This is a genomic window from Rhizobium sp. Root708 (genome assembly GCF_001429725.1).
Lineage (GTDB): Bacteria > Pseudomonadota > Alphaproteobacteria > Rhizobiales > Rhizobiaceae > Rhizobium.
In genome coordinates, this window is the sequence record NZ_LMHV01000040.1 from 365,597 (window position 1) to 381,793 (window position 16,197).

Annotated in this window: 14 protein-coding genes; 5 read left to right on the forward strand and 9 right to left on the reverse strand. The window is 60.5% G+C overall.

All coding sequences use genetic code 11. The annotated features are described in order from the left end of the window. Positions 1-22: 22 nt before the first annotated feature. Complete coding sequence (locus ASE04_RS20985; RefSeq protein ID WP_056821416.1) at positions 23-976, reverse strand: sugar-binding transcriptional regulator; 954 nt, start codon at positions 974-976, stop codon at positions 23-25. 220 nt (positions 977-1,196) lie between these two features. Between ASE04_RS20985 and ASE04_RS20990 the strand changes: the two genes are divergently transcribed. The 3 genes from ASE04_RS20990 to ASE04_RS21000 all read left to right on the forward strand — a co-directional run bounded on the left by ASE04_RS20990 (position 1,197) and on the right by ASE04_RS21000 (position 4,172). Further along, a complete protein-coding gene (locus ASE04_RS20990) occupies positions 1,197-1,856 on the forward strand; it encodes a response regulator (protein WP_056821418.1) in 660 nt (219 codons plus the stop codon). Continuing rightward, the gene (locus ASE04_RS20995) at positions 1,853-3,187 is read left to right on the forward strand and encodes an ATP-binding protein (RefSeq protein WP_056821420.1); all 1,335 of its coding nucleotides are present in this window, start codon (positions 1,853-1,855) and stop codon (positions 3,185-3,187) included. Before ASE04_RS20990 ends, ASE04_RS20995 begins: the two co-directional genes overlap by 4 nt. A 73-nt stretch (positions 3,188-3,260) precedes the next feature. Further along, entirely contained in the window at positions 3,261-4,172 is a 912-nt protein-coding gene (locus tag ASE04_RS21000; RefSeq protein ID WP_056821421.1) for an ROK family protein, read from the forward strand. A 52-nt stretch (positions 4,173-4,224) separates the two neighbouring features. Here ASE04_RS21000 and ASE04_RS21005 read toward each other — a convergent pair whose 3' ends face one another. The 5 genes from ASE04_RS21005 to ASE04_RS21025 form a co-directional block, all read right to left on the reverse strand. Further along, on the reverse strand, positions 4,225-7,374 hold the full coding sequence (locus ASE04_RS21005) for an efflux RND transporter permease subunit (RefSeq protein WP_056821423.1): 3,150 nt from the start codon (positions 7,372-7,374) through the stop codon (positions 4,225-4,227). Between the two features lie 26 nt (positions 7,375-7,400). Continuing rightward, entirely contained in the window at positions 7,401-8,537 is a 1,137-nt protein-coding gene (locus ASE04_RS21010) for an efflux RND transporter periplasmic adaptor subunit (protein WP_056821424.1), read from the reverse strand. Between the two features lie 54 nt (positions 8,538-8,591). Continuing rightward, positions 8,592-9,200 carry a TetR family transcriptional regulator gene (locus ASE04_RS21015; protein WP_056821426.1) on the reverse strand — a complete coding sequence of 203 codons (609 nt, stop codon included), beginning with the start codon at positions 9,198-9,200 and terminating at the stop codon, positions 8,592-8,594. A gap of 168 nt (positions 9,201-9,368) precedes the next feature. Then, the gene (locus ASE04_RS21020) at positions 9,369-9,800 is read right to left on the reverse strand and encodes an OsmC family protein (protein WP_056821427.1); all 432 of its coding nucleotides are present in this window, start codon (positions 9,798-9,800) and stop codon (positions 9,369-9,371) included. Between the two features lie 173 nt (positions 9,801-9,973). Continuing rightward, positions 9,974-11,194 carry an adenylate/guanylate cyclase domain-containing protein gene (locus tag ASE04_RS21025; RefSeq protein WP_056821429.1) on the reverse strand — a complete coding sequence of 407 codons (1,221 nt, stop codon included), beginning with the start codon at positions 11,192-11,194 and terminating at the stop codon, positions 9,974-9,976. Positions 11,195-11,365: 171 nt separating this feature from the next. Between ASE04_RS21025 and ASE04_RS21030 the strand changes: the two genes are divergently transcribed. Beyond that, positions 11,366-12,277: an SMP-30/gluconolactonase/LRE family protein gene (locus ASE04_RS21030; RefSeq protein ID WP_056821430.1), complete on the forward strand. Its 912-nt coding sequence runs from the start codon at positions 11,366-11,368 to the stop codon at positions 12,275-12,277. A gap of 18 nt (positions 12,278-12,295) precedes the next feature. Here ASE04_RS21030 and ASE04_RS21035 read toward each other — a convergent pair whose 3' ends face one another. Further along, the gene (locus ASE04_RS21035) at positions 12,296-13,747 is read right to left on the reverse strand and encodes a UDP-glucose dehydrogenase family protein (RefSeq protein ID WP_082597417.1); all 1,452 of its coding nucleotides are present in this window, start codon (positions 13,745-13,747) and stop codon (positions 12,296-12,298) included. Between the two features lie 20 nt (positions 13,748-13,767). Beyond that, positions 13,768-14,790, reverse strand: a complete 1,023-nt coding sequence (locus tag ASE04_RS21040) for a UDP-glucuronic acid decarboxylase family protein (RefSeq protein ID WP_056821432.1) — start codon at positions 14,788-14,790, stop codon at positions 13,768-13,770. Between the two features lie 266 nt (positions 14,791-15,056). On the opposite strand from ASE04_RS21040, the gene ASE04_RS21045 reads away from it, so the two are divergent. After that, on the forward strand, positions 15,057-15,704 hold the full coding sequence (locus ASE04_RS21045) for an alpha/beta family hydrolase (protein WP_056821433.1): 648 nt from the start codon (positions 15,057-15,059) through the stop codon (positions 15,702-15,704). A 204-nt stretch (positions 15,705-15,908) separates the two neighbouring features. On the opposite strand, the gene ASE04_RS21050 is transcribed toward ASE04_RS21045, so the two are convergent. Next, positions 15,909-16,197 (reverse strand): IS3 family transposase (locus ASE04_RS21050; protein ID WP_156408855.1); only part of this gene is annotated, 289 nt, incomplete at its 5' end.

Consider the following 16,197-nt stretch of genomic DNA (forward strand, 5'->3'; position numbering starts at 1 on the left):
TTTCAAATATAAATATTTTTGCTCACGACTTGAGCAAATACTCAGCCGTGGCCTCGTCGGTGATCAACGCATTGATCTGATGGCCGGTCACGGCAGCTCGTATCGCCTTGAACTTGCGCTTGCCCTTGCCGATCCCGATCACGGTCGACGAATCACGCGGGGGAATGGAGGCAGACGCCACGCGCTCGTTGATCGGATTGTCGAGAAGCTTGCCATCGGCATCGAAAACCCAACCGCAGATCTCGCCGACAGCGCCGTTGCGCATCAGCTCCATCATCTCGTCCTTCTCGAGAAAGCCGTCGACGCAAAGCGGTCCGTCGATGCCGAGCTCGCCGATGCCGACGAAGGTAACATCAGCCTGTGCGCTCATCTCCAGCGTCGCGCGAACGAGTTGCTGCCCGTGAAGGGTTTCCCGCTCCTCGGCCGATGTCACGAGAACTGGAAGGGGCATTGGAAAATGCCGCGCCTTGACCGCATCGGCCATGCTGAAGATGACATTGTAATAGGCAGCCGAACCGTCAGGAGCGATATTGCCGGTCAGCGACACGATGCGATGGTTGGGACATTCGATCGCGGGCAATTGATCGACCGCGGCTTTCAGTGTCCGCCCCGTCCCGACCGCCAGCACGATCGGATCCGTCCGCTTCAGCCAGCGCTCGATTTCAGCGGCGGTCGCCTCGGCAATCCCGACCGTTGACGAGCCAGAGCCCGGGTCGCTCGGCACGACTTCGACATGCTTCAGATTGAACTTCTTGCGCACCGCATTGGCAAGTTCGAGGCAGGCGGCGATCGGGTGGTCGAGCCGCACCTTGATCAAGCGCTCGGCCACGGCAAGCGACACTAGGCGCTGCGCGGATTGGCGCGAAATCCCCATTGAGGAGGCGATCTCATCCTGCGTTCTGCCAGCGACATAATACAGCCAGCCGGCGCGCGCCGCATCGTCAAGCCGCCCGGAAGTTTCGGATCTCTTCACCATCAACCTTTACCACAGACCGCGCCCGACGAAGCGGGAGCCCGATTTCGTTGCAACAGATCAAAACAAAATTCGGGCAATTGTCGAGTGCGATGAGAAAATGCGCCGAAGATATTCGGCGATCACCGCGACACGTCCCGCCATCTCCTCGCCATTTTTGCCGCCGAAGCCACGCTTGACCGATCGGCGTTACCAACGCTAACTGTCTGCGAGAGGGAAAGCCGTGCGTATCCTGCTGGTTGAAGATGACAAGATGATCGGGGAAGCGGTGCGCGATCACGTGATCGCGGCCAACCATGCTGTCGATTGGGTTGGTAACCTCGGCAATGCCGATGCCGCCATCGGGCCTGTCGACTATGGGCTCGTGCTTCTCGACCTCCAACTTCCCGACGGCAGCGGCGTCGATTTTCTCAAGCGCCTGCGCAGTCGCGGAATGAAGATGCCGGTCATCATTCTGACCGCGCGCGATCAGATATCCGACCGCATCGAGGGGCTGAACGCCGGCGCCGACGATTACCTCGTGAAGCCGTTCAATCTGGAAGAGCTGGAAGCAAGAATACTGGCGGTGGCCCGCCGCTATGATGCCAATCCACATCCGATCGTCCGCATCGCCGATATCGAGATAGACCGGCCACAGCATAAACTCTCGGTCGCCGGCGAGGCGATTATCCTGACGAGCCGCGAATGGGCCGTCCTCGATCTCCTGACCGCCCGGCCCGGTTCGATCGTATCGAAGGATCGGATCGAAGAAGCGCTCTACGCCTTCGGCTCCGAAATCGAAAGCAACACCGTCGAAGTCTACGTCAGCCGGTTGCGCAAGAAGATCGGCAAGGACCGTATCCGCACCGCCCGCGGCATCGGCTATACCCTCGGACGACCATGAAACGTGACCGCAGTATTGCACGCAGCCTGATCCTCACGCTGACTTCCATGATGGTCGTTTTTTGGCTGCTGGCGATCGGCCTCAGCTTCCGCGTGATGCAGCACGAGTTCGACGAGATCTTCGACAGCGCCCAGCAGGAAACCACCCAGCGGCTGCTCGCACTCATCGTCGACGACATGGATCAGCGCGATGCTCTCGAACCGCATGGCATCGCGATGCTGGAAACAGCCGCGGATCGGGAGTATCTGACCTTCCAGGTGCGAGACGCGCATGGGAAAGTGGTTCTCCGCTCCAACGACGCACCGGCCGAGCCTTTCCCCGCGCCGCTCGCCACGGGGTTCAAGGACAGCGAAACTGCGCGTATCTACACGGAGTCGACGCCTGACGGGCGACTTTTCCTGCAGGTGGCCGACCGCTTCAAGAACCGTCGCGAAGCCGTGCGCGAAAGCGCAGTTACCTTGCTGATCCCGCTGGCGGTACTCGTACCATCAAGTATTCTAGTAATCTGGCTGGTCGTTAGCCGCAGCCTGAAACCGCTAGACGCCCTGCGGCAGGATATTGGCACCAAGGATGGCGGCAATCTCGCGGAACTGGAAACCCGCGATCTGCCGAAAGAATTGAGGCCCATCGCGCGGTCCGTCAACTTGCTGCTCGCAAGGCTCCGCTCAGCCCTCGAAGCCGAACGGGAATTCACCGCCAACAGCGCCCACGAACTCAGAACGCCGATTGCCGGTGCGCTCGCTCAGACGCAGCGCCTGGCCGAAGAACTCCCTCCGGGTCCGACATTGACCCGTGCGCGGCAAGTGGAAACCTCCCTGATCAATCTCGGACGCTTGGCCGAAAAGCTGCTGCAGCTCGCGCGCGCGGAAGCGGGCATCGGCGGCAGCGCAACGGCTGCGGATCTGCGCAACGTGCTGGACATGATCGTAACGGATTTTGAACGCGATCGCCGCTCGAGCGGCCGCCTGCATTATTCGGTCGCCGACGGCGCCAGCCTCACCCGCAGCGCCGACATGGACGCTTTCGGCATCGTCATGCGGAACCTGATCGAAAATGCGCTGGTGCACGGCGACCCCGATCTTCCGGTCCGCATCAGCCTGGAGCAGGATGGCGTGATCCGCGTTATCAACGGCGGCGCCGTTGTGCGCGAGATGGATATGGCGACCCTCAAGAAGCGTTTCCGCCGTGGCCAGACCAACGCGTCGGGATCGGGCCTCGGCCTTGCGATCGCCGACCGGATCATCTCGCAGATGAGCGGCACGCTGGATCTCCTCTCGCCTGCGTCAGGAGAGGCTTCCGGCTTCGAAGCACGGATCAGGTTGCCGGCCTGAGCTCGGTTTTGGCTTGCAAATCACCGGGAACGGTGCGAGCAGACGCAGAGCTTCTCGAACAAGAAGATTGCGAATGATCATTTCCTTCGACATTGGCGGCTCTGCCATCAAAGGCGGGATTGCCCGGTCCGAAAACGACATCACGCCGCTCGACCGCTATCCGACACCGACCGACGATTTCGCGGCCTTCGTCGGCGTCCTGCGCAAGATCATCGAGGAAACCGGCGAGAAGCCGACGCGGCTGGCCTTCTCCATTGCCGGCGTCGTCGATCCGGACACACAGAGACTGACCTGCGCCAATATACCCTGCATTCACGGACGGAATTTCGCCGCTGATATCGAAGCCGAACTCGGCATTCCCGTAATTGTCGCCAACGATGCGGATTGCTTTGCAATGGCGGAAGCCGGTCTTGGCGCCGGGCGCGGGCATCGCATCGTCCTCGGCGTCATCCTCGGCACCGGCGTCGGCGGCGGGGTAATTGCCAACGGCAGACTGATCAACGAGGCGGGCGGCTTTGCCGGTGAATGGGGACATGGACCGATCGTCGCGTTGCGCGCTGGCCATCCGCCGGTCGAGATCCCGCACTATGCCTGCGGCTGCGGCCAGAAAGGCTGCGTCGACAGTGTCGGCGGCGCCCGCGGCATGGAACGGCTTCACAAGACGCTGCACGACATCGATCTCTCCAGCCGTGAGATCATCGACGACTGGCTGCGTGGCGAAGAGAAGGCAACCCGGACGATCGACGTCTATATCGACCTCGTCGCCTCCCCCCTCGCTCTGACGATCAATATAACGGGCGCGACGATCGTGCCGGTCGCTGGCGGCCTTTCCAATGTCGAGCCGCTGCTCCTCGAGCTGGACAAGGCTGTCCGGGAACGGATCCTGCGCAAATTCGACCGCCGTGTCGTCGTTCGCAGCGAATGCCGGGTCGAGCCCGGCCTGATCGGAGCCGCGCTCGTCGGCTTGCGCGCGGACGCCGAATAATTCCCCATTCACCAAATGAAAACGGCGCGGTATGACCGCGCCGTTTTCCGTATCATTCCGCCGCGATGGCCGGCGGAGTTCCATGAAGATGGCTGTCGTCGTTCCCGTTCGCGTAGTCTTCAGCCGTGTCGTCCTTTGCCTTCGGCTCCTTGCCGAAGAACAGGGCATAGGCTGCCGGCAGCACCAGGATCGTCAGCACTGTCGCGACCAGAATGCCGCCCATCATGGCATATGCCAACGGGCCCCAGAACACGCCGCGCGAGATCGGGATCAGCGCCAGAACCGCCGTCAATGCTGTCAGCATGATCGGGCGGAAGCGCCGGACCGCGGCACCGACGATCGCTTCCTGCCGATGCATCCCCGCCTTGATGTCCTGGTCGATCTGGTCGACGAGAATGATCGAGTTGCGGATGATGATCCCGAGCAAGGCGATGACGCCGAGGATGGCGACGAAGCCGAACGGAGCACCCGATATCAGCAGCGCGGCAGCCGCGCCGATGATCCCGAGCGGGCCGGTCGCCAGCACGAGCATCGCCTTGCCGAAGTGCTGCAGCTGCGCCATCAGCAGGAGAACGATGACGACGAGCATGATCGGCGCCTTCGCGGCAATCGAAGCCTGGCTTTCGGCGGAATCTTCCGCGCCACCCTGGATCTCGATCTTGTAGCCGGCCGGCAGGCTGTCGCGCAGCGGCTGCATGTCGGCATACATCTTCATCACGACATCGTTCGACTGCACGTCGTCAGGCAAGGTCGCCCGAACGGAAATGGTCGGCAGACGGTCACGCCGCCACTCGATGCCCTGTTCCAGAACCGGTACCACCTTGGCAACCTGCGAGACCGGAACGAAGCCACCGAAGTCAGTCGGAACGTAGACCGAGTTGACGGCCGATAGCAGCGAGCGATTGGCATCCGGCTCTCGGGCAACGATCGACACCGTCTCTTCTCCATCGCGGAAGTCATCCAACGGAGCCCCGGAAACCGCCGTCTGCAGCATCTGGCGTATGCGCTGCGACGTCACGCCAAGCGCACGCGCGCGGTCCTGATCGATCACCAGCTTCATTGCCGGCACCGGCTCGAGCCAGTCGTCATGGATCGCGCCAAGCTGCGGGTTCGCCTGGAACTTCGCCTTCACCTCGTCGGCGATCTTGCGGACTTCCTGACGGTCAGGCCCCATGATGCGCATCTGCACCGGCCAGCCTGTCGGCGGGCCGAGGAAAAGGCGATCGACCTTGCCGCGGATATCCGGGAAGTCCTGGGCAAGGATATCACGCAGCTTGACGATCAGGCGTTCACGCGCTGGCTCGTCGTTTGCCATGACAAGAAGCTGCGCGAAGTTCGGATTGCGAAGCTGCTGGTCCAGCGGCAGGAAGAAGCGCGGAGCGCCTTCACCGATGTAGGAAGCGACGAACTTCTTGTCGGCGTCACCCATGATCTTGGCTTCGAGCGCCTTGGTCTGCGTCTCGACTTCCTTGATGCTCGTGCCCTCAGGCAGCCAGAGATCGACGAGGATCTCCGGACGGGAAGACTGCGGAAAGAAGTTCTGCGGAATGAACTGGAAAGCCCAGAGGCTGGTCGCGAAAGTCACCAGCGTCATGGCAATGACGATGATGCGATGACGCACCGCCCAACCGACCGTCGCCCGCAGGCGGCGATAGAAACGCGTGTCGAACACATCATGGTGCTCACCCGCGTGCTTGCGCTGCTTCAGGATCATGTAGCCGAGCCAAGGCGTGAAGTAGACCGCCACGAACCAGGACACGACAAGCGCAATACCGACCACATAGAACAGCGTGCGCACATATTCGCCGGCTGTCGACTCAGCAAAGCCGACAGGAATGAAGCCCGCGGTGGTAATCAGCGTACCCGTCAACATCGGAAAGGCTGTCGAGGAGTAAGCGAAGCTGGCCGCCTCGACCTTGACCAACCCCTCTTCGAGTTTTCGTTCCATCAACTCGACGACGATCATGGCATCGTCCACCAGCAGGCCGAGCGCGATGATCAATGCCCCGAGCGAGATGCGCTGCAGGTCGATGCCGAGCTCGTACATGATGGCGAATGTTGCGGCCAGCACGAGCGGGATCGCGATCGCGATGACCAGGCCGGAGCGCCAGCCGATCGATAGGAACGAGACCACGAGCACGATCGCCAGCGCCTCGCCGAGCGCATGCATGAACTCGCTGATCGCATCGGTAACGACGTCAGGCTGGTTGGAAATCTGATCGACGGCGACGCCGTATGGCAACGACTGCTCGAAACGCTGATAGGTCGCTTCGACATCCTTGCCGACATCGGTCACCTTGAAGCCCTTGGCCATGACGACGCCGACCTGAACGCTATCATGCCCGTTGAAGCGGAACTTGCGCTCATACGGATCTTCCAGGCCGGAGTAGACAGTCGCGATATCGCCGAGGCGCGTCACCTGATTGCCGGCCTTCAGCCGCAGCTCGCGGATGTCCGCGGCCTTCGTGACATCGCCCTCGACGGAGATACGAACGGAGCGCGTCCCGGTGTCCACCGAGCCCGCTGCATCGACACTGTTCTGTCCCTTGATCGCGTTCTGAAGATCGAGAATGGTCAGGCCACGTTCGGCCAGGGCTTTCGAGGAGACGTCGATATAGATCTTCTCGGGCTGGTCGCCGATGATCACGGCCTTTTCGACGCCGGGCGTCGTCAAAAGCATGTCACGCGCCTGGATGGCGAATTTCTTCAGCTCGGGATAGCTGTAGCCATCGCCGCTGATCGAATGCAGCGTGATGTAGGTATCGCCGAACTCGTCGTTGAAATAGGGTCCGAGCAGCCCTTCCGGCAGCTCGCTGGAGATGTCGCCCACCTTCTTGCGCACCTGGTAGAAGGCGTCGGCCACCTGCTGGCTGTTGGTGTCGCCCTTCACCTGCAGGGTGATGATGGCGCTGCCCGCGCGGGTATAGGATTTCACCCAATCGATATGCGGGGTTTCCTGCAGCTTGCGCTCGATCTTGTTGACGACCTGGTCTTCCATTTCCTGGATTGAGGCGCCCGGCCATACGGCCTGCACGACCATGACGCGGAAGGTGAAATCCGGATCTTCCTTCTGACCCATGCGCATCAGCCCGAGAACGCCGGTGATGAGAATGAGGCCGAACAGGAAACGAGCGATGCTCGGATGGCCGATCGCCCAACGCGACAGGTTGAAGGGACGCTTCTCGGTGCTCGAGTTGTCCATGGTCCTAATCCCTCTCCTGATTCCGCTTAGCGAACGACATCGCCGCTGTCGGCCTGCGCCGACTGCTGCTCCGGCAGCTTGACCTTCAGGTTTTCAGTCATGAACTGCGTTCCCGCAGCAACGACGAGATCACCCGTCTGCAGGCCTTCGGCGACATTCACGCCGTCATTCGTGAAGTCCGCGACCTTGATCTCCCGTGCATGGACGGTATCGCCGTTGCGATCGACGACCCAGACGATCTTCTTGCCGTCCTTTTCAGCCAGTGCGCTGAGCGGGATCGAGACATGCGGATTGGTGCCGTCGGCCATTGCCTCGACCGTCGCGGTCATGCCGAGAAGCACCCGCTCGTCCTTGGGCAGGCTGACGCGAACGGAGAAGGTGCGCGACTGCGAGTCCGCGCTGCCGGAAACCTCCCGCACCTTGCCGTCAAGAACGAGCCTGTTGTCCGACCAGAAACTCGCCGTAACCGTCTTGCCCGGCTTGAACGCGGCAATGTCGTTCTCGGGAACCGCGATCTGCACTTCCTTCTCCCCATCGAGGGCGACCGTGGCAACCGGCGTTCCGGCGGAAACGACAGCGCCGGTATCGGCGCTGATCGCCGTCACGATGCCGGTCTGATCGGCCTTCAGTTCCGTGTAGGCCACCTGGTTTTTGGCCTGATCGAGCGAGGAAGCGGTCGCATCCCGCGTGGAAACCGCCTGGTCGTAGCTGAGGGCGGCCTGTTCGAGCTGCGACTTGGCCGTCACGCTCTTGTCGAACAACTGCTGGGCGCGATTGTGGGCGAGATCGGCCGTCGCGACGCCCTTTTCGGCAGCTGCGAGGTTTGCTTCCGCCGTCTTGACGGCGAGTTCGTAGTCCGTCGGATCGATGCGGGCGAGCAGGTCGCCCGGCTTGACACGATCGCCGATGTTGACGCGACGATCGGTAATCTTGCCGGCCACGCGGAAGCCAAGGTTCATCTCGACACGCGCCTTGACCGAGCCGGAATAGTCGAGCGACCTGATGTCACCCGCTTTTGCAATCTCCACGACCTTGACCGGCCGGACGACCTCTTTCGTTTCGGCTTTCTTCTCGTCGCTGCAGCTGGAAACGGCGAGCGCTACGGCGCCAAGGAGCGCGAAGGTGGCAATGGAAGGCAACGAAACTGTCTTCAGCGAAATCATCTTTCGCACTCCTGAAATGATCTTTGGGTTGGAGGGGCGGTGCTGGCCGCCCGCCTATTTCTTCAACGCCCGGATCGTGAACTCCACGAGTTCATCGACCGTGGCACGGTTGGTCTTGGCAAGACATTGCGCCACCATCTGCGGGTGGCAGAGCGAGATCGTGGCGGCGCCGAAGCAACGGGACGCAACATCAGCGTCCTGATCCGCGAATTCGCCGGATGCGATGCCTTCGCGGATCACGTCCGCGATCAGGGCATGAATGCTGTCGACGTGCTTCTCGATGACGTGCCAGTCACGCTCGATGGCAACGACGACCATCTCGTGAACCTTCTCCTGGTCCAGCATGGTATCGACAGTCATCTGATACTGACCTTCGACGAACCGGCGCAGCCGATCGGACGCGCTGATCGGCAGATGGCAGGCTTCGTAGGCCATCTGGTAGCTGGCAGCGAGCATGCGACCGCAGATTGCCTGGTGAATTTCCACCTTGGAAGCAAAGAACCGATAGACGTTCGCCGGCGACATGCCGAGATCCCGAGCAATGTCCGCCACCGTCGTCTTGGCATAGCCGTAGTGGCGAAACAGCCGTTCGGCAGCGTCGAGAATGCGCGAGACATTCTCCTGACGCGTCGCTTCCAGTGTGCTCTCGATGGTTTCTGCCATATGTTAAGGCATCCAATTACGACTGACGATTTTCGTATTTCGTCAGTCGTAAGACATCAGGCGTCATTTGTCAATCTGATGCAACGCAACATGGACGCCATGCCGCAGCCCAAAACAAAAGGCGCCGCGACTGGCGCGGCGCCTTTAAAACTCTGCAACTTGGTCCTGTCAGGCCAGCTTCACATCCAGTGAGATCGGAACAGCAGAGAGAGCCTTGGAGACCGGGCATCCGGCCTTCGCCTTGTTGGCAAGTTCGGTGAACGTCTGTTCGTCGGTATTTGGAATGGAGCCGGTCAGCGAAAGGTGGATCGCCGTGATGGCAAAGCCACCCTCGACGCTTTCAAGCGTGACCTTCGCCGTCGTTTCCATGCTGGTTGCCTTGAGGCCCGCTTCCTCGAGGATGAGCGAGAGCGCCATCGTGAAGCAGCCGGCATGTGCGGCTCCGATCAGTTCTTCCGGATTGGTGCCGGCGATGCCTTCAAAACGGCTTGCGAAGCCGTAAGGGTAGCTCTTGAGCGCCCCGCTCTGGGTCGATATCTGGCCTTTGCCGTCCTTGAGGCCGCCCGACCACTGGGCTGAACCTGTACGATTGATCTGCATGCCGTCCTCCGGTTTCTTTCGATTTTGATGGGAACGAAACGACCACGGCCCTTTCGCCCGCTGAACGAGGCATCTGCCCCTTCGACGCGATATAATCCTCTAGTCAAAGAAGGCGACACGGCTGTGAAATTTCTTTCCGCAGCGCAGAGCGTGAGCAAGCCGCTAATGCGGCATCAGCCCAACATGCGGCCGCTGTCGATCGTATAGAGATCCTGTGCGCGCTGGACGCCTCGCAGCGCATACCGGCCGATGCACGCAAGCGCCGCCCGATCCTCTTCGGGAATCGAGGCCGCGAAATCGGAAGAGATAAGGACGTTGAAATCGACGGAACGGCAGAGCGACGCGATGCGGCTCACCTCGTTGACCGCAGGGCCGATCACGGTGAAGTCCAACCGTTCCTGACTGCCGATATTGCCGTAGAACACGTCGCCGATATGCAGGCCGATGTAGACGTCAGTGGTCGGCCGGTCTTCCCGTGCCCGTTCCTCGTTGAGGAGGACCAGCTTTTCGCGCAACAGCTGCTCTGCGCGTAGCGCCGCACAACAGGCGTCGGACGCCGCTTCAGACTTGAAGATGGCGAGCACCCCGTCGCCGATCAGCTTCAGCACGTTTCCCCCCGCCTCGTGAACAGCCGAAATGACGACGTCGCTATAGGCGTTGAGCATCGGCAATATGTCTTCCGGCGGCACGCTGTCGGAGATTTTCGTATAGTTCAGGAGATCCGAGAACCAGAGAGCGGCCGAAATGCGCTCGGATTTGCCTCGGGAAATCTTGCCTTCGAGCACCTGCCGGGCGGCGTCTTCGCCGAGATAGACTTCCGCGATGGTGCGAGCGATACGGCCAAGCGCAATGCATTTGATGGCAAGCGCGAGAACCGGCACCAGCTTGCGCAGGATGATGAGATCCCGATCCGAGAAGCCCTCCGGATGCCGCGTGGTGAAATGTGAAAAGAAGCAATCCATCTCACCGATGGTACCTGCTTTGGCGAAGCGGTGAACCATGGCGATGAAGTCGGTGTGCCCCTCCGACTGCATTCTCTCGAGCATTGCGAAATCGGTCGGATCGCCGAAACCGATGCGACGACGCACCTCGTTCTCGCTGCCGGCCCAGAGATAGTAGAAGGCCGAACGCTGCCAGCTTTGCAGCGAATCCGCATCGCGGCCAGTCGGACCATACTCGAACTCAGGCTCGATCGCCTGCTCGCTGTCCCAGCGAAAAGCGCGACCTTCGTGCACCGGATGCAGCGTATCCATCAATGCCATGCCGCGATCGAGCCGCAGCCCGAATTCCCTGCATATCTGGCAAAAACCGGTCAGCAGCTCGGATTCGGACGCTCCCTTGAGCCCTTGCTCCGTCAGCCAGGCGGCAACTGTCCCGATATCGCTCTGTTCCATGAAAAGCTCCTCATTGAAACCAAGCTATCCCGCTTTCTTCAACGTGGCAAAGACCTTGCCCGTTCCGCCGGCAATTTCCCTTTGAAGCCAATCATTTGCCAAGACTACTCTGGCATAGCCGGGATTTTGCGGCTACCACAATGGCCGGAACGCTTTGGGAGGAGTCGGTCGGTGTCGGAAAATGTGCTTTATGATATTCGAGACGAACGTTTTCACGAACTGATTGCAGGCAGTGCGAAGCTGGAGGAGCTCTTTTCCGGTTGCCGCTGGACGGAAGGTCCGGTCTGGTTTTCCGATCTCAATTGCCTCCTCTGGAGTGATATTCCGAACGAACGGATGATGCGCTGGGTGCCCGATGGCGGCGTCTCTACGTTTCGCTCGCCTTCCAACTATGTCAACGGCAACACCCGCGACCGGCAGGGCCGGTTGATATCCTGCGAACATGGCGGCCGACGCGTGACCCGCACCGAGCCTGACGGCCGCATCACGGTGCTGGCTGATAGTTACAAGGGAAAACGGCTGAACTCACCGAACGATGTCGTCGTCAGATCGGATGGATCGATCTGGTTCACCGATCCCAGCTACGGCATAATGTCCGACTATGAGGGACACAAGGCGGAGCCGGAGCAGCCGACGCGAAATGTCTACCGCATCGACGCTGGCACGGGTGAAATCGAAGCTGTTGTGACCGACTTCATCCAGCCGAATGGCCTTGCTTTTTCACCGGACGAAAAGCGTCTCTTCATCGCCGATTCCGGTTCGTCCAACCACGAGGTGCCGCGCCACATCCGCGTCTTCGACGTCGTCGACGACAGGCGACTGGAAAATGGTAGCTATTTCTGCTCGCTCGATGCCGGCGTTCCGGATGGCTTCCGCTTCGATGTCAGGGGCAACCTCTGGACCAGCGCCGCTGACGGCGTTCATTGCTTTGCACCGGACGGCACGCTCCTCGGCAAGATCAAGGTTCCACAGACAGTGTCGAACCTGACCTTCGGCGGGCCGAAGAAAAACCGGCTCTTCATCACCGCAACGCAATCGGTCTACGCGATCTACACCACTACGAACGGCGCCCAGTATCCCTGACCGGATGCCTTATGGCTGTTACTGCGCGGGAATGGCGACCGGAAGCGGCGCTCCCGCGCGCACTGCGCCATTTGCGGCGTTCGGCTGGGTGCTCTCGTCGTAGTAATCCGCCTTGACCGCAAGCCGGCGAGGTCCTTGCTGCTGGACCGCAGCCTTCTCCTTGCGAGGCGGCGTTCCTATGCGATGAAGCTCAAAGCCTGCAGCCTCGACCTTGCGAACATCCAGGATGTTCCGAAGATCGACGATCGCGGCATGTTTCGTCAGTGTGGCAAGACGGACGAAGTCGAGATGCTCGAACTCCTTCCATTCCGTCGCAACGACGACGCCATCAGCCCCCGCCGCGCACTGATAGGGATCAGCCGTGTAATCGACATCCCTGAGATACTGGCGCGCCTGCTCCATGCCCTTCGGATCGTAAACGCGCACCCGCGCACCAAGTCGCTGCAGGGAAGAGATAATATCGAGCGACGGCGCCTCGCGCATGTCGTCGGTGTTGGCCTTGAACGTCAGCCCGAGCAACGCGATCGTCTTGCCGCGGACGGATTGGCCGAAGGCGCGAACGACACGGTTTCCCATCCCGCGCTTTCGCGCATCGTTGGCCGAGATGGAGCTTTCCACTACACGAAGATTGACGGCATGGCTCTGTGCCGTCGCGAGCAGCGCGAGCGTATCCTTAGGAAAGCACGAGCCGCCGTAGCCGGGACCAGGATTGAGGAAGGCGCGACCAATGCGCTTGTCCTTCCCGATACCATCGGCAACCTCGGAGACATCGGCGCCGACGGCCTCACAAAAATCCGCGATCTCGTTGATGAAGGAAATCTTGATCGCCAGAAACGCGTTCGCGGCGTATTTGATCACCTCGGCGGCGTTGCGACCGGTGTGAAGGATCGTAACCCCCATGGCGCGCAATGGCTCGTAGAGCGCCTTCATCTTTTCGGTTGCCCAAGGCAGGTCGCAACCGACGACCACGCGGTCGGGCTTCATGAAGTCCTCAATCGCGCTTCCCTCCTTCAGGAACTCCGGATTGGAAACAACCGCGAATACGAGATCTGGCCGCGCGGCACGGACGATGCCTTCCAACGCCTCGCCGGTTCCAACAGGCACGGTTGATTTCGTGACGATGACGATGCCGTCTTCAGCGGTCCGCGCGATCGCGCTTGCAACCGAGTAGACACTGGTAAGATCGGCTTCGCTTCCGCCCTGGCGCGTCGGCGTCCCAACTGCGATGAACGCGAAATCGGCCCCCTTCAGGGCGCCTTCAAGGTCGCATGAAAAGGCGAGCCGGCTTTGCTCCATGTTTGTCTTGATCAGAGCACCGAGACCGGGTTCATAGATCGGCACGCCGCCGGCCTTCAGGGTTTCGATCTTCTGCTCATTGCTGTCGACGCAGACGACAGAATGGCCGAGAGCCGAAAAACAAGCACCGGATACGAGCCCGACATATCCCGAGCCGACAATAACGACCTTCATGATAACCCCTTACACATTGTTCATTCGGCGGCGCTGATCGTGACCGCAGGCTGCTTGCGCAGTTCGCGATCGAAATACTCGATCGTCCGCACCAATCCCTCTCGAAGGCCGATCTCCGGCTTCCAGCCGAGCAAATCCTTCGCCTTGCTGATATCGGGCTTGCGGCGCTTCGGGTCATCGACCGGCAGTGGCAACCGCACGACAGGCGACCGCGACCCCGTTATCTCGAGCACCAGGCTCGCAAGCTCCTCCATCGTGAACTCGGTCGGATTGCCGATATTCACCGGACTGTCAGCCAGCTCGCTCCGCATCAACAGGTCGAAACCACGGATGAGATCGTCGACATAGCAGAACGACCGGGTCTGCTGCCCGTCGCCATACATGGTGAGAGGCTGGCCGAGCAGAGCCTGAATGATGAAGTTCGAGACCACCCGACCGTCGTCAGGCTGCATGCGCGGGCCGTAGGTGTTGAAGATGCGGACGATCCGAACCGCGACGCCCCGTGTCTTACCGAAATCGGTGAAAAGCGTCTCGGCAAAGCGCTTTCCCTCGTCGTAGCACGAACGCGGGCCAACGCTGTTGACGTTGCCCCAATAGTGCTCCGGCTGTGGGTGGATCTCGGGATCGCCGTAGATCTCCGAGGTCGAGGCGTGAAATACCCGCGCGCCGTCGCGCTCTGCGCGCCGGAGTACATTCCATGCCCCCTGGCAGTTCGTCATGGCCGTCGCGACCGGATCGGCCTGATAGTGCACCGGGGATGCCGGGCAGGCCAGATTGTAGATTTCAGAAAATACCGGCAGGCTATCCGGCAGTTCGTCGCGCACATCGTGCTGCACGACACTCAGCCGGTTGGTGAACTGCAGCTTCGAGAGGTTCGCGACCCGGCCCGTGTGAAAATTGTCGAGGCAGTAGACATGATTGCCGCGCGCGACAAGCAATTCGGCAAGATGCGATCCAAGAAAACCCGCACCGCCTGTTATAAGGATATTTGACGATTCAAGAATAGGACGAAATGATTTCGAATGACCATGAGACTCAATCATAAGTTCACTCCATAAAGCATCGCCAGCAAGCGCGTTGCTTCGGGCCGATAATCGATAGACTAGCGATCAGGCCTCTTACTATTGTCCGGATCTATCCAATTGTTAGTTTATAAGTCGCGCGGTTGCCATTCATTCGAAAGGTGAAGCACCCGCCTTCATTTGCGCCCCTCCACCCTCAGGCAGGCTGCGCGACATCAGGGCTGGTGTCGCGAAATGATTCCCGATACGCCTTTGCGGGGTGGCGATGAGCTTGTTGGGACATGCCAATGGAAGAGAAATTTCTGACGATCGGCCCGGATGATGCCGAATTCTCCGTCCTGCTCGCCCACGGAGCAGGTGCACCCATGGACTCGGCGTCGATGAATGCGCTTACCGAAGCGCTGGCGGATGCCGGCCTTCGTGTCGGGCGCTTCGAGTTCGACTACATGGCCGAGCGCCGCCGATCCGGCCGCCGCCTCCCCGCCCCGCGAGCGGAAACGCTCATCCCGGAATATCTTGCCGCTGTTAGGGAGTTCGCAGCCTCCGGTCCGGTTGTCATCGGCGGCAAGTCGATGGGCGGTCGTGTCGCAAGCATGGTGGCGGACGAACTCCACGCCACCGGAGCGATTGCCGGCCTGTTGTGCCTCGGTTATCCCTTCCACCCCATCGGCAAGCCCGCCCAGCTTCGCACGGCGCACTTGCAGGCGCTGAAGACACCGACCCTCATCTGCCAGGGCACACGCGATCCGTTCGGCAGCCTGGAAGAGGTGCAGGGATACGCTTTATCAATGCAGATTTCGCTCTTCTGGCTCAACGACGGCGACCACGATTTCCGTCCGCGCAAGGCTGTCTCGGGCTACACGCTGGCGGCTCACCTGCAGGGCTTGTCGTCTCGGGTTTCCGCATGGATTAGCGGCTTGCCCAGCCCCCACTAGGCTTCGCTTTCGTTCTGTCTTAGCGTGTTGCGGAACGCAAGATTGAATAGCCCCGAGTTTCGTAGACACCCTCGCGTTATGTTTTCTGCAAGCGCTCGAACTCGACGGGTGACAGCATTCCGTTTCTGACGTGCTTGCGTTTGGGGTTGTAGAATCTACAACCCCAAACGCTGAATAGCCCCGAGTTTCGTAGACACCCTCGCGTTATGTTTTCTGCAAGCGCTCGAACTCGACGGGTGACAGCATTCCGTTTCTGACGTGCTTGCGTTTGGGGTTGTAGAACATTTCGATGTAGTCGAACACGTCCTGGCGAGCTTCATCGCGTGAACGGTAGACCTTGCGACGTATCCGCTCCCGCTTCAGAAGATTGAAGAAGCTTTCAGCTACCGCATTGTCATGGCAGTTGCCGCGTCGGCTCATCGAGTGAACCAGATTGTGGTGCTTGAGGAACGATGCCCAGTCCATGCTGGTGAACTGCGAGCCTTGATCCGAG